The following is a 14082-nucleotide window of genomic DNA, read 5'->3' as shown; positions in this document are numbered from 1 at the left end:
TTATTACATCATCAAACTGGTTTTCAGGGTGACTGCTCCCCGCCGTAAAAAACGGCGAGGCTTCCCACTTCTCAGGCCGCAACCGTCTTTATGACGGATTTACACTGGCCTCCGTGGGCAGAAACGACGAGTCCCGCCGCCTGTAATGCTGTTATGCCCTTGCGCTGGATGTTGAGCGCCGCATTGATATCGCGATCATGTTCGACTCGACAGAAAGGGCATTGCCAGAGCCGCTTATGCAGCGGCATTTCCGGCATTTTGTGACCGCAGCAATGACAGGTTTTCGAACTGCCGAACCACTGATCCCGTTTGACCAGATGGACGCCCGCTGCTGCGGCTTTGTATTCCCGTTTCTTGATGAAACCATGCCAGCCCGCATCCCCGATAGCGCGAGCAATGCGGTGATTCTTCATCATGTTGGCCGATTTTAGTGTCTCAACAATGAGCGCTTGGTTTTCGTCAACCATTGTCCGAGAGAGTTTGTGTTGAAAATCGGCGCGGGCATTGGCTACCCGCTCATGGACTGCCGCCAGACGTAATCGGGCCTTGCCGCGGTTAGCACTGCCCTTTTGTTTGCGGGACAGCGATTTCTGCTTTCGACGCAGGTTACGGGTGGCGTTGATAAGGTGACGCGGGTTATTGACCTTCTCCCCATTCGACTCGATAAGATAGTGGGACAAACCCATATCGCAACCGGTCACGCGGGTGATAACGCCCGGCTTTTCCCGCGCATCTTTTCCATCGTCACACAGGATAGCGGCGAAATATTTTCCCGTGGCGGTTCGGGACAGCGTAATGCTCTTCACTTCCCCTTCAATTTCTCGGTGTATGAGCGCCTTTATCGGTGACAATTTCGGGAGCTTCACCGCACCCTCCAGCACTTTCACCCCAACACAGTGATAGCTCGATTGCTTGCCCTGTTTGCGTTTGAACGTGGGAAATTGGGCGCGCAACTTCGGATTGAAGAAATTATCAAACGCAGTATGCAGATTGAGCACCGCCTGCTGTAACGCGATAGCATCATATGCCTTGAGCCAGGCGTACTTGCGGGATTTCTTCGCGACCGCCAGGAGCGGTTTGAGGTCTTTGCGCGGATTTAAACTCACGCCGTGACGTTTGTAAGCCTGCTTTTTAATGTGCAGCGCCTTGTTGTACGCAAAACGGACCGCACCGAACTGGCCATTAAGATACTCGGCCTGTTCGGGTGTGGGGTAGAGGCGGACTTTGGTCGCTCTTAACATATTCAACACTCATTGATAAAGTGCATTCATTTTAGCCTGTTTTACCGGCAGATATCAATTCAGTCAGGAGACGTCGCAGTAGCCCGCCTTAAAGCCCTTTGGGCTTTAAGATATTAATCAAGTGTATTTGGGTCGCGTTAACATACTCTCACTCTTTCAATGAGCGCTGACGATATTAAGGGGTCCCTAATATGTTTGCCGCCTTCCTGAAGCCTATGGCCGGGGACGCCGTACCATTTTTCTGAACCACGGGTAGCTGCTGACAATAATGATGCCAGTGAGAATGAGGAGGATACCGGTGTCATAAAGGAAAGTACACCAAGCTGAGAAGCCAGGAAGCGCTTGGTATGCCACTTAACGAATGGCGTCAACGTCTGAAGATCGTCAGGGCAATGCAGTTATTGGAACAAGGGGAAAAAGTGGAAAGTGTGGCTTTTGAGATGGGCTACAGCAGCGCTTCTGCCTTTATCGCCATGTTTCATCGTCTGACGGGGAGAACGCCGGGAGCAGCTTCAAGCAGTCAGCTAAAAATGTAACGCCGGACGAGACAAACAGGACAACAAAAGGTTTTATAACCTGAAAAAAGGTTGGAAGCACCAGTAGAAGAAAAGAATAGGAAAAAATATCTGAAGTGTAAATAACTGTATGAATTAATCACGTCGTGGTTCTATTTGCTATAGAATGAAGAGAGAGGTATTTGGTTCTATTATTATAGTAATAATCTATATCTGTCATAGATATAAATTTATTTAAATAAACCTTACGGAAATTATATTTTATCTTATTATTTTCTAAATTTAATATTTAAATGATTGATAGTATATTCAAATAGTTGAGGAATATGTTTTTATATATTGATATGCTATTTATTGCACTATGATGTCAACTGGGTGAGATGTAATAAATTTAATTTAATCATGTGGTTATATAAATAAGATTCCAAAATAGTGCTACATCTTATACTACTCATAATTCTATATATAACAATGGGTTGAAGAAGGCCATGTGTAGCAAAATTATGAAATGTTATTTATATCAGCTCCTTTTTGTGATCACTCCCTCATTACGACAGATTCTTTTATGATAAAACATAGGAGATAATAAGATAAATTTTTGTAAAATATCGTTATTAATATTAATACTGTGTGATTTTATCAACTCAATTTAATGTGTTACTCGATACAGTGAGGTTATTATTGACATTCATCACAGAATAGAATGAGTTTTGATGTGAGCATAAAGTCTTAAGTTCGATTGATATAATAGATGCTATTATTGGAGTCATGCCTTGGTTAAGCATAAAAATATCTAATGAATGGTTTGTCGGGGAAATCTGATCACTAAAATAATTTAGCAAAGTAATGAATGGTTCCAGTATCTTAACCATTGTAGGATTCAAAGGCATAGGTAAAAACCTGTTTTTTAATCGTAACGTAATCATGGAAATGCCGGTGTTTATTGGCTCCGCTTTTAGCGATGGCTATTGTTCAACGGTTGGAGTTTTTTAAATGGCGTCACATTGTGTTCAGGACAATGCTCAAAATTCGGGAAACACCGCGACAATCAAAGCTATTCATGGTAATGGAGATAATTTTGCCCACCACGTCAGGCGCATAAACGTTATTAAGAATTGTGACCGTATATCGCCATCTTTATGTAATCCATGTGGCGGGATTACCCGTGTTCACTTCTTTATCGGGATCGATAGTCTCTCAGGCAGTTACGACAGGGGACTACCCCGTGTTTGCTTCTTTATCAGGCATTAGGCGCAATAACGACAACTACCACGTTAACTATTTGTGAGGAAAAAGAGAGTGATAGACGTACAGATCAATGAAGTACCTCTTAAGGAACACAGCCCTTCAATGGATAATTGTTTGGATGAGCAAAAGTTACTTTATGACATGCTGCTGTCACGGGAATTTGATAATCGTAGTGCGTTAGTTACCCGACAAGGCAGAGCTTGGTTTCATGTGTCGGCTGCTGGACATGAAGGGCTGGCAGTGTTGCCACAGCTTATGGAAAAGAATGATGTGTTGGTTCCTTACTATCGTGATCGGGCATTAGTATTAGCGCGTGGTATGTCTATTGTTGAAATGACAAGGGAACTGATGGGCAAGGCCACTTCTCACTCAGCTGGCCGAACCATGTCGAATCATTTTTGCTCCAAAGAGCATAATATCTTCTCGGTAGTCAGCTTAACCGGAACCCAATGTATTCCTGCGACAGGAGCCGCTTGGGCAAGCGTATTGGACAATAAAAATGGGCTTGTTGTGTGTGGTGTCGGCGATGCGGCAACCCGGCAGGGAGAATTTTATGAAGCAGTCAGCTTTGCGGTTGAAAGGCGTTTGCCAGTAGTCTTTGTGGTTTCCGATAATAAATTGGGTATTAGTACATCAACGGAAAAGATGGCTCCGTATCGATTGGGAATATTTAACGAATGTTTGATCCGCCGTGTTGATGCCCGCAAGCCGGAAACTGTATTTCCTGTTGCACAGGAGGTATTCAATAAGGCGCGATTTGAGCGAACACCTTGCATCTTAGTTTGTCGTGTGGACCGGTTAGATTCTCATTCCAACTCAGATTCTCACAAACTGTACCGTACCCAAGATGAGCTGGAGGCACTACAGGATCCTATTGAAAATTATGTCGCCTATTTAAAGGAAAAGGGGGCGATTACTGAACAGGCGTTGACTGAACAAAAAGAGCGCATTAAAGATGATGTCATGGAAATATTTGAGCGTGTTTATCACGAGGCAGAGCCTGATCCTGCAAGTGTCAGTACCTATTTGTATAATCGTGAAAGCGCTCCTGTTGTACATATTGAAATGGAAGCTGAAGAGACACAGTTTAAAGCGGTAAATCAGGTTTTAGACGAAGCATTGAGTCAGAATCCGAATGTACTGTTATTTGGCGAGGATATTGAGGATCCTAAAGGGGGTGTTTTTGGTTTCACCCGTGGCTTATCCACCCGCTATCCTGATCGCGTTATTAATGCTCCCCTTTCTGAAGCCACGATTATCGGCTCATCTGTTGGTTTATCCGCTTGTGGCTGGCGTCCGATTGTTGAACTGCAATTTATCGACTTTGTTGGGCTGGGCCTCAACCAGTTACAGTCACAACTTGGCACTTTAAGTTGGAGAACGGTGGGGAAATGGCGCTGTCCGGTGGTGATATATGCTCCTTATGGTGCTTATCTCCCAGGAGGCGGTATATGGCACAGCCAGAGCTCGGATGGTATCTTAGCGCATATTCCCGGTATTAATGTTCTTGTTCCAACGACACCAGCCGACACTATTGGGTTGTTCCGTACAGCGTTAAGTCTGGATATGCCGAGTCTGATCCTGATCCCTAAACACCTTATGAGAGAGCGTCATGAGCGCCGGCAGGTGAGTCCAGTGCCTCTCGGCCAGGCAAATATCGTCAGGTCAGGAAAGGATATTACGCTGGTTGCCTGGGGAAACACCGTTCAACTTGCGACTATGGCTGCTCTTCAGGCGGAAAAAAACAATATTGACATTGAAGTGATTGAATTACGTAGTCTGGTACCTTGGGATAAACAACGGATTGCGGAATCTTTACGCAAAACCGGGCGGCTTATCGTTGTACAAGAGGATACCCGGACGGCCAGTGTTGGCGCATCCATTGTTGCTGATCTTTTGGATGAGAATGACAATTTCTTCTCTTTACTGGCGCCTCCGCGCTTGGTAACGCGTGAAGATATTCATATTCCTTTTAATCCTTGTTTAGAGAAAGCTGTTTTGCCCGGCACGGATGACATTTTGGCCTCCGTATATGCGGTAATGAGCTAAGGAGAACTTATGGCACAGTTGCTTATTCCCCCGATGGGAGAAGGAACCACTGAAGTCGTCATCACCCAGCTACTTAAGCAGGTGGGAGATCATGTCAAGCGTGATGAACCTGTTTATGAAATGGAGACGGATAAGGCCGCTTTTACCATTGAATCTGATGTTGAGGGGATCCTGGAAAAATGGCTGGCTGCGGAAAATGATATTATCCCTGTTGGGTCGGCTATTGCGGTCATCAGAGCCGCCGGTGAGTTGGCGGAGCCTTCCCCTGTTAGTGAAGAGTTGACGCCTCTGCCGGTTAGTGTGGAGAAAGTGGAGGTTGCTCCTGAGGTATCTGCTCCTCCTGCGCGTATTCCGCCCAAAACCCGTCTGTATGCACAAGAACACCAAATTGAGCCGCACATTCTTAATCAACTGGCGGAAAAATACGGGACATTATTGCCCAGCCACATTGATGACTACCTGAAGCACAGCGAAACCAAATTGCCGGAAAATGGCCATGCCAAAGATGACAATATTGGTTTCCTGTCAAAAGATCAGCAGCGCCTTAATCGTGCGTTACGGCTGAATAGCGGTACGGTGCAACCTTGTTGGGCAGCTAAACCACTGTCGATTGAGCTGGTTGATAACGCCATTCGTCATCTAACCGAGAACTCCGGGCAGCAAGAGTGGATAACACCGTTTCAGGTAATCACTTACGCAGTTTCTCAGGCGCTGAAAAAATTCCCGATGCTGCGCTCAAGGCCGCTGGATCAAGAGCGTTATCATACTTATACCGATATCAATCTGGGTATTGCTTTTCTGGATGAAAAAGGTGATTTGAGTTCATTAAAAGTGCCTGGAACACAGACCATGGACTTTTTTGAGTTCAGGCAACATCTGAATAGTGTACTTGATCCCGATGCTGAAAGAATGCCCGTCGATATAGATGTTCCCATGATGATCTCGTATACCGGCAGCGATGGCGCCACTTCGGCTGTGCCGCTTATCGTGCCGCCATCTCAGTCAACATTGTTCATCGGTGCTCCGCACAACAAAGAAATGAACCTCGTTCTGGCATTCAATCACTATTTGCTGAATGGGGTAGAAGCGGCTGAATTTCTTACAGAGATTGCTGCTGAAGTTCGCGTTCTGTCCGGGCCGCAATCTGTCGCACATCAGATGGAAGGTCAATCCGCTAAACCGGTTGCCGGGCAGTTACGCACGCTCCTGGCTGACTTCCTGAATTGGGACGAGGATTTTACTGAATCCATGATGCAACGCACCTGGGCTGATTTGGGCATTGATTCGCTAAAAGCGGTAAAACTTGCGGAACTGATGTCAGTACATTTTCGCCGGAAATTATCGCCTACGCTGTTTTGGCGTTATAGCTCACCGCATCGGTTGATTGAGTATCTTGACATTTCCAGAACCGAAGTGGCCGAAAAGAAACATTCCTTAGATGACTTTATTAATGCGGTGCGTTGTCTTGATGGTGAAGCCGCATTAGGATTGCAGCGCCTCATAGAGGGAGGTAAGCATGGATAATCTGTATCACATATACCATTCACTCAGCCCGGAGGAACAGCGGATAGCTAAATCCGCCTTGCTGGAGCATTTAAGCTCTATGGCTCCATCAGTAAGCGATTTAGGTGGTACGAAACAGATGCCTATTGCGATTGTGGGCATGGCTTTCCGACTACCTGGCGCGGAAGATTCTCCAGAGCAAATGTGGGAGATCATAAGATCCGGACGCAGTGTGATAGAAGAGATCCCAGAGCAGCGGCTTGCGTCTGGAAAACCTTACATTATTCCGCTGCCTAAAAAAGCATTAAAAGCTGGGATGCTGAATAATATTGATGGTTTTGATGCGCCATTCTTTGGTATTTCTCCGCGAGTGGCTGCCATGATGGATCCGCAGCAGAGAATACTATTGGAACTGACCTGGCAAGCGATGGAAGATAGCGGGACTAATCCGCTGAGTTATTCGGGATCAAAAACCGGTGTTTTTATTGGCTCGTGCAGTAATGATTATCGTGAACTTGTCGCGGCTGATATGGCAATGGCAAATGCTTATGCAACGACGGGAACCCTGAATTGCCTGCTGGCAAACAGATTGTCATTTTATTACAACTTTGTTGGTCCCAGCTTGCAAATTGATACCGCGTGTTCAAGCGGATTAACGGCGCTGACTCAAGCGGTAAATTCATTGCGTTCTGGGGAATGCCAACAGGCGATAGTTGGCAGTATTAATTTGTTGAGCAACACATTTAACATGGCCGCTTATTACCGGGCGGGAATGTTATCTAAAGATGGTTGTTGCCGGGTTTTTGACGCGGACGCGAATGGCTTTGTCCGTGGTGAAGGCGCTGTGTGTCTGTTTCTGAAAACGCAAAAACAGGCATTGGCGGATCAGGATCCTATTTATGGATACGTTCGGGCATCGGCGGTAAATCATGGTGGGCGTGCTAACTCATTGACTTCACCTAACCCTGAACAGCAGATTGCATTAGTCAATGATTGTTTGCAACAGGCTGGAATCTCTGCGGAGCAAATCAGTTACCTGGAGGCGCATGGTACGGGAACTTCGCTGGGCGATCCAATTGAATTTAATGCGCTTAATGAAATCTTTAACCATGATCGGTCAGGAAACATGCGGCAACCTTGCTATATTGGCTCAGTAAAAGCCAATATCGGGCATTTAGAGGGGGCTGCGGGGTTAGCGGGTATTGTTAAAGTTTTATTGATGTTGCAGCATAAATCCATTGTGCCTTGCGCGGCATTTCAGCGTCTGAACCCTGAAATTGATAGCGCTGACACGCGCTTACAACTGGCTACAGAGGAAAATGCTTGGCAGGTGGATGCAGGGCAAAAACGTTTTGCTGGACTCAGCTCTTTCGGATTGGGTGGAAGCAACGCACATGTTATTTTGGAGGAGGCGCCGACCAAAGTTCAGCAACAGATTAAAGCCAGTTCGGAGAGATATTATTATCCCATCGCGGCTAATAGCCAGGCATCGTTGCAAAAAATGGTGGTTATGCTGGGAGATTTTATTGAGAACGATGAAAACATCGATCTGCAAGCGGTTAGCTGGACATTACAGTTTGGCAGGGCGGCGCTTCCCCATCGGGCACTGTTTGTTGCAACATCACGGCAGGATCTCCTGAGCCAACTACGTGATTTTGCTTCGTCTGCTGTAACCAAAGAAGATCAATGGCTTCATATGGCAGAGGACGATTCTCGATTCTTATGGTTACAAGGTCAGGATATAGATTGGCGCACTTGCTGGCCTTCTGGGCAGAAACCGTTACGTATTCGGCTGCCCAAATATGCTTTTGAACATCGGCGTTACTGGTTACCTAACAACGAATCCGTGGTTGAAAAACCGTAGTTGGGGCCTCTCTTTTATGTATAAATTCCCTGTTTTACAACAGGGAATTTATCAGTCTATTAACCAATCCGTTTAAAGAATGAGAAATGTTTTCTCTTTATCGAAAATTTTAAATAACGTATTGTCGGTTGATTGGCTTTCTCTCGTGCTTAATAACGTTTTAATTAAATTAACGATGATAAAAAGTCTAACGGATTAATCAATCAGAAAGATTAGACCGGTATTTAATCGTTAATAAATGGCGAAAATAGTTTAGAAAAATAACAAAATTGATTTTCGCATGGTATTACATTAAGGGCATGTGTCGTGTCAACTAATTCCGGACAGTAAATTAGAAAGAGCGGTGGTGGTGAGCGTCAGGGAAAAGGCGCAGTCAGATGCGCCATGTATGTGTTGTGAAGATGAACGAGAGTGAACTGTAGATGCAGTGTCGAAAGGAACAAGATGATGTCAAAAACGCGCTTTCTAAGCGGCGTGTGATAAGTCCAGCGGTTATCTGGTTACTGGCTGGGCGGCATCCGGCATATAGACAGCATGAGCACAACACAGGCTCTGGCATGGAACGTGGGAACCTGTCGTCCCGATGTGAAGGGAGCGGCGTCAAGCAGAAAACCGGCAAGCGCCTGAGTACCGATGCGGGTCACAGGGGCAGATGGCTCCGTAGTAGTGATGAAGCGTCTGTAATGGACGTGGAGCGAAGGGGGCCAGTCGTTGGGGTTGTATTACGGGTCAACTGCACAAGTGGGAGGAACCTGTGAGCCAGTCCAAACCGTTTGCGTTATCCAGACAGGCTGTCTGGAGAGCGTACAAGAAGGTAAAAGCCAACAAAGGCAGCGCTGGAATCGATGGTCAATCGATTGAGGAATTTGAGAAGAACCTCGCGGGGAACTTGTACAAACTCTGGAACAGAATGGCCTCGGGCAGTTATATGCCGCCAGCGGTTCGCATCGCGCAGATGGTGGTCAAAGACATGCTGGAGCCGATTCTGGAGCCACAATTCCACGTTGACTCCTATGGCGACCGCCCGCACAAATCTGCGCACGATGCCCTGAGAGTAGCCCGGCAACGATGCTGGCGCACTGACTGGTTGCTGGACGTGGACATCAAGGGGTTCTTCGATAACATCGATCATGAACTCCTGATGAGAGCGGTGCGCAGGCATACGGATTGCAGAGGGGTGTTGCTCTACATTGAGCGATGGCTAACCGCGTCGGTGTACATGCCGGATGGAACAATGCAGTCAAGGGAGGGTGGAACGTCGCAGGGCGGTGTGATTTCCCCCCTGATCTCGAATTTGTTCCTGCACTATGTCTTTGACATGTGGATGCAACGTCAGTTTCCCAGCGTCCCCTTCGAAAGATACGTGGATGATGTGGTATGCCACTGTCAAAGTCAGTTGCAGACCGAAGCACTAATAAGTGAACTAGGCCAGCGGTTTGCGCAATGTGGACTGGAGTTGCATCCTCAGAAGACCCGGGTAGTTTATTGCAAGGATGCCGATAGACGGGGGAATTACGCAGAGACGCGCTTTGACTTTCTGGGCTACACGTTCAGGCCAAGAAAGTCGGTCTCGAAAGAAGGAGAGTTATCGGTGAATTTCCTGCCAGCAATGAGTGCCAGAGCTGCGAAGGCAATCCGGCAGACAGTACGGGGCTGGGATTTAAGTCACAAAACCCCGTTGTCGCTGGAAGTAATGGCACGATGGCTCAATCCCATGTTACGAGGCTGGGTTAAGTACTATGGGCACTTTTATCGGTCAGCAATGGACTGTATAGCCAGTCATGTAGATCTGCACCTTGCTAAATGGGTTACCCGCAAATATAAGCGGGTACACGGTAGTCTGGCTCAGGCGTATGAATGGTTAGGCAGGATACGGAGCGTTAAACCCGGTCTGTTTGCACACTGGGAAATTTGTACGCGGCGCGAACGGTCAACGACAAGAGCCGGATGACGGGAGACTGTCACGTCCGGTTCCGTGGGAGCGCAGGGGGGAAGTTCCCTTGCGCGACCCGATAACCCCTACTTGGGATACCCCAAGGAGTTATCCCGAGCCTGTACATGGATAAGTGCCTTACAGACCCGAGGATTGGCTAGCATCAGAATACGTTTAAGACTCTACGATTAAGATGGGGCGTAAATTACGATATTCGGGGAAACTAAAAAGAGCCCTCTGTATGTTAGGCCATATTTTCTCATATCATCTCTTGGATCAGTGATATATGATGAGCCTCCTTTTATTTTATTCGTTACGGGATCTGTTCCATTCTTATGAGCCCAGTAACATTCCTCACCACCGCCACAGTCATTGCCATTTCCTGACCAGACTTTTCGGTAAAAGTGATACCAGTACTCATTAGTGTCCTCAGTATAGCCATCACATAGAGCAACAATCCATGCAGGATTATCGATATCTCCTCTTACTCGTTTCTCTGGTTGCCAATCATTTTCATTGATTTCTACTAAACCATCGAGTTTCACACCTTCCAGAAACTCTTCTGTATTTATAGGTGGTTGCCCAAATTTATTGTACCCTGGATGAGGAAATGTATTGTCAACTCTTATATTACACGCATAAGCATAACAGTTATTCACTCTGATCCAGCTGTCTTGGTTCCAATACTGCATATTGTATTGTCCGAGTTGGAATTTAGAACTATTATTATCATGTCCGATGTAGTCTGAAATCATTCTACTAGCGTCACGTCGTGAAGATGAAGAGATATAACCAACTCCATGACCATCAAGGTGCACCGTATTCATATATAATATCCTTCTAATTATTTGAAAAATATGAATAATTAATCATTCACTGTATGGATTTTTTGTTGCTCATCAATAAAGATCAGTGAAGCTGGATAAATTGACTCCGTACAGCCACTAGAATCAGAAAAGTCTACATACATTTGGTTCGTACTTCCATCAATCCTTAACTTAACTTTTCCGTCATCCCCATCGCTTACAGAACAGTAGAAATTGTCTTTTATTGTGTATATACGATTACTATTAGTAATAAATTTAATCCACCAATAGTCAAATGGAGAAGAAGGTCCTGTTTCGTAAGTAAATGAGAGTATATTAGTATGTACTTCACCAGAAGCAATATTATATCTCGTCACCTGCTCTTGTTTTTCGGGGTCATTACTACGACGATGACGAATTGTCATGGATACAATATCTTCACCCCAGTCATTTTTAAAATCAACATTACCATTTTTAATGGGCATTATATACTAACCTCCGTTTTAGAATAGAAATATTCTATATTTCTAATAGTCAACCATGTGATAATAATGTTATGGAAAGCTATTTGTAACCATACGTTTGTTTTAAGGTATTGACATGTATCAATAAATATACACTTATCAATCTAGTATTTCTTATTTAGATCATTATGCTATCATAATTTTAATGGTGGTAATAAATACCACCAAATATAAAAAAATAAAAAACTAATAAGAAACCAAAAGATAGATTAAGAGTATCAACCAGGCTAAATCAAAGAAATTATCTTTGCTAAAAACGTCCGATATTGGTTCGTGTCAGAGATGCTCCATTGAACAGTGCGACGTTTGAGTTCATTCGGAGCGGACGAGATTAATCCATATGCGTATTGAGGTAGTGACCGGGTAGCTGCGATAACTGCCAACAAATGCAGGGCTGGCGTAGCCCCGCATTTACTATTGCTTAATGCTTTGAGATGATTTGCGACATTTCGTCCTGTTCGTCATATAAAACGATCCCGGACGTGTCGATTTGATTTTCCAACTGATGTAGGTCATAAGCGCTCTGGAGACGCAACCAAAACTCAGGTGTACTCATTTTTTGAACACAAATTCTCTTTAACTGCCTTATTATTTTATACCATAATAATATACTTCATTCAGGACATTAATTAATTTACAGTTTGTTTCTCTTTTATAACGTTAATCTTCTATTAAAATCGAACCATACTTCGTATAACATCTTTGCTATCTCATCGGAAAATATGACTTTGTTTTCCTTAATTTTTGCTGACTCTATGTACTTTGACAAAATTGTAATCTCTTCATAGAGTTCAAACGTAAACGCCTAATTAACCCCACATACCCGACTGATTAATCTTTTGTCATAGTGTTTTTTCTTTTTTATTCAGGAGACAAACCACTATGACACTCACTGAAAAACAGCAACACTGGGCGGCAGTCATTGCTTCCCAGAAGCAGAGCGGGCTAACGGTGACGGCGTTTTGCCAGCACCATGAGATTAATCTGGCCACATTTTACTATTGGACAAAAAAGCTCCGGCAACAGCACGAGCCCCAACGCCTGCATCCCGTTGTGGTTGAGGAACATTCCAAGGCCGGACACACCGTCACGCTCTTTCTGCCCAACGGACTCCGGGCTGAGTTGCCGGCCAGGTTATCCACTGCGCAAATCCATCGACGGGCTGGCGAGTGTGGTTGACGCGCTGGGTCTGGATCCGCTCAGTGACGTCGGGTTTATTTTTTGTAACCGTCATCGCGACAAACTTAAGATCCTGTTATGGGACACCAATGGCTTCTGGCTCTACTCCCGCCGGCTGGAAAAAGGCCGCTTTCAGTGGCCCGCTCCGGTGTCAGACGGCACGGTACACATTACACGCCAGCAACTGAACTGGCTGTTATCGGGGCTGGCGTTAGCACATCCCCGCGCACATCAGCCCTTACGGGGATTAAAAATGTGATCGGTGACACTGATCCTGTTTTTGGACTTGCACGATCCCGTTGCGCTGTCACACTCAGGCTTTTCCCCTGAGAGCCTGAGTGATGACTGACCTGCCCGATGATATTGACCAACTGAAAGCGCTCGTTTACCAACTTCAGGCCGATATTCAGGGCAAAGATCGGCAGATCGCACTGTTGCTTGAACAGCTCAGCCTCAGCAAATCGAAACGTTTCGGCAAACAGAGCGAGAAAGCCGACAAAGGCACTTTTAATGAGGCTGAACAGCAGGATAGCCTGCCTAAACCCGCACCCGCGCATCACAAAAAAGGCCGCCAGCCTTTGCCCGCCGGGCTGGAGCGGGAAGCTCAGCGCTATACCCTGAATGCGCCGCACTGTGACTGTTGCGGTGAACCGTTGCATGCCTGCGGAGTCGAAACCTCTGAAACCCTGAAAATCGTGCCGCAGAAAGTCAGCGTTATTCGTCACGAGCGCACGAAATATGCCTGCCGGCAGTGTGAAAAGACGCAGACGCACAGCAAAATTATCACGGCACCCGCGCCGCCCAGTCTGTTGCCCCGGACGATTGCCAGCCCGGCCACCCAGGCTGCGATAGTGACCGCCAAATATGTCGATGCACTGCCGCTGTACCGTCAGGCAGATATTTTAGCGTGTTCCGGTATCGAGATAAGCCGCAGTACGCTGGCGAACGGGTGTGTGCAGCTCGGCCGTAAAGTACATGTACTGGTCGAACAAATGCGGACACACTTGCTCAATGAACCCCTGATTTGTGCGGATGAAACGCCGGTACAGGTACTCCACGAAGCGGATCGCCCGGCGCAGAGCAAATCCTACATGTGGATCTATCGCAGCGGCGAATTTGTGGCTCATCCGGCGGTGATTTTCGACTACCAGCCGAGCCGTAGCGGGCGCTGTGTTGCTGACTTTTTAGGGGTTTATGCGGGCCAATGGCATTCGGTTAAG

Annotated in this window: 10 protein-coding genes and 2 pseudogenes; 9 read left to right on the top strand and 3 right to left on the bottom strand. The window is 46.2% G+C overall.

Features of this window, described 5'->3' with window-relative positions; translation table 11 throughout:
* Positions 1-71: 71 nt before the first annotated feature.
* The gene (locus VY86_RS21745) at positions 72-1241 is read right to left on the bottom strand and encodes an RNA-guided endonuclease InsQ/TnpB family protein (protein ID WP_046976535.1); all 1170 of its coding nucleotides are present in this window, start codon (positions 1239-1241) and stop codon (positions 72-74) included.
* Between the two features lie 326 nt (positions 1242-1567).
* Between VY86_RS21745 and VY86_RS21740 the strand changes: the two are divergent.
* The 6 genes and pseudogenes from VY86_RS21740 to ltrA form a co-directional block, all read left to right on the top strand.
* Positions 1568-1777: pseudogene (locus VY86_RS21740) on the top strand (helix-turn-helix domain-containing protein); the annotation flags it as partial.
* A 1278-nt stretch (positions 1778-3055) separates the two neighbouring features.
* Positions 3056-5053 (top strand): dehydrogenase E1 component subunit alpha/beta, encoded by a 1998-nt coding sequence (locus VY86_RS21735; RefSeq protein ID WP_052760887.1) that lies wholly within the window; start codon positions 3056-3058, stop codon positions 5051-5053.
* A 9-nt stretch (positions 5054-5062) separates the two neighbouring features.
* Positions 5063-6577: a biotin/lipoyl-containing protein gene (locus VY86_RS21730; RefSeq protein ID WP_046976532.1), complete on the top strand. Its 1515-nt coding sequence runs from the start codon at positions 5063-5065 to the stop codon at positions 6575-6577.
* The gene (locus VY86_RS21725) at positions 6570-8420 is read left to right on the top strand and encodes a type I polyketide synthase (protein WP_046976531.1); all 1851 of its coding nucleotides are present in this window, start codon (positions 6570-6572) and stop codon (positions 8418-8420) included. The genes VY86_RS21730 and VY86_RS21725 overlap by 8 nt, the downstream gene beginning before the upstream one ends.
* A 422-nt stretch (positions 8421-8842) precedes the next feature.
* Entirely contained in the window at positions 8843-9178 is a 336-nt protein-coding gene (locus VY86_RS25450; RefSeq protein ID WP_238591525.1) for a hypothetical protein, read from the top strand.
* Positions 9179-9330: 152 nt separating this feature from the next.
* Complete coding sequence (gene ltrA, locus VY86_RS21715) at positions 9331-10371, top strand: group II intron reverse transcriptase/maturase (RefSeq protein WP_338012154.1); 1041 nt, start codon at positions 9331-9333, stop codon at positions 10369-10371.
* 170 nt (positions 10372-10541) lie between these two features.
* On the opposite strand, the gene VY86_RS21710 is transcribed toward ltrA, so the two are convergent.
* Positions 10542-11180 carry a hypothetical protein gene (locus tag VY86_RS21710; RefSeq protein WP_046976529.1) on the bottom strand — a complete coding sequence of 213 codons (639 nt, stop codon included), beginning with the start codon at positions 11178-11180 and terminating at the stop codon, positions 10542-10544.
* A 38-nt stretch (positions 11181-11218) separates the two neighbouring features.
* Entirely contained in the window at positions 11219-11644 is a 426-nt protein-coding gene (locus VY86_RS22735; RefSeq protein WP_052760886.1) for a hypothetical protein, read from the bottom strand.
* Between the two features lie 921 nt (positions 11645-12565).
* On the opposite strand from VY86_RS22735, the gene tnpA reads away from it, so the two are divergent.
* From tnpA to tnpC, 3 genes and pseudogenes are all read left to right on the top strand, one after another.
* Positions 12566-12862: an IS66 family insertion sequence element accessory protein TnpA gene (tnpA, locus tag VY86_RS26645; RefSeq protein WP_046976528.1), complete on the top strand. Its 297-nt coding sequence runs from the start codon at positions 12566-12568 to the stop codon at positions 12860-12862.
* Positions 12855-13121 carry an IS66 family insertion sequence element accessory protein TnpB gene (gene tnpB / locus VY86_RS26640; protein WP_420800617.1) on the top strand — a complete coding sequence of 89 codons (267 nt, stop codon included), beginning with the start codon at positions 12855-12857 and terminating at the stop codon, positions 13119-13121. Before tnpA ends, tnpB begins: the two co-directional genes overlap by 8 nt.
* An 82-nt stretch (positions 13122-13203) precedes the next feature.
* A pseudogene (gene tnpC / locus VY86_RS21690) lies at positions 13204-14064 on the top strand (IS66 family transposase); the annotation flags it as partial.
* Positions 14065-14082: the final 18 nt, after the last annotated feature.

Origin of the sequence: Photorhabdus thracensis, assembly GCF_001010285.1 — a bacterium.
Lineage (GTDB): Bacteria > Pseudomonadota > Gammaproteobacteria > Enterobacterales > Enterobacteriaceae > Photorhabdus > Photorhabdus temperata.
This window is presented reverse-complemented; position numbering and strand designations above follow the sequence as displayed.

Bases quoted from the DNA above. Each gene is read 5' to 3' on its own strand.
- VY86_RS21730 (WP_046976532.1), top strand. From the start codon at position 5,063: ATGGCACAGTTGCTTATTCCCCCGATGGGAGAAGGAACCACTGAAGTC.
- VY86_RS25450 (WP_238591525.1), top strand. From the start codon at position 8,843: ATGCAGTGTCGAAAGGAACAAGATGATGTCAAAAACGCGCTTTCTAAG.
- ltrA (WP_338012154.1), top strand. From the start codon at position 9,331: ATGGCCTCGGGCAGTTATATGCCGCCAGCGGTTCGCATCGCGCAGATG.
- VY86_RS21710 (WP_046976529.1), bottom strand. From the start codon at position 11,180: ATGAATACGGTGCACCTTGATGGTCATGGAGTTGGTTATATCTCTTCA.
- VY86_RS22735 (WP_052760886.1), bottom strand. From the start codon at position 11,644: ATGCCCATTAAAAATGGTAATGTTGATTTTAAAAATGACTGGGGTGAA.
- VY86_RS21725 (WP_046976531.1), top strand. From the start codon at position 6,570: ATGGATAATCTGTATCACATATACCATTCACTCAGCCCGGAGGAACAG.
- tnpA (WP_046976528.1), top strand. From the start codon at position 12,566: ATGACACTCACTGAAAAACAGCAACACTGGGCGGCAGTCATTGCTTCC.
- VY86_RS21745 (WP_046976535.1), bottom strand. From the start codon at position 1,241: ATGTTAAGAGCGACCAAAGTCCGCCTCTACCCCACACCCGAACAGGCC.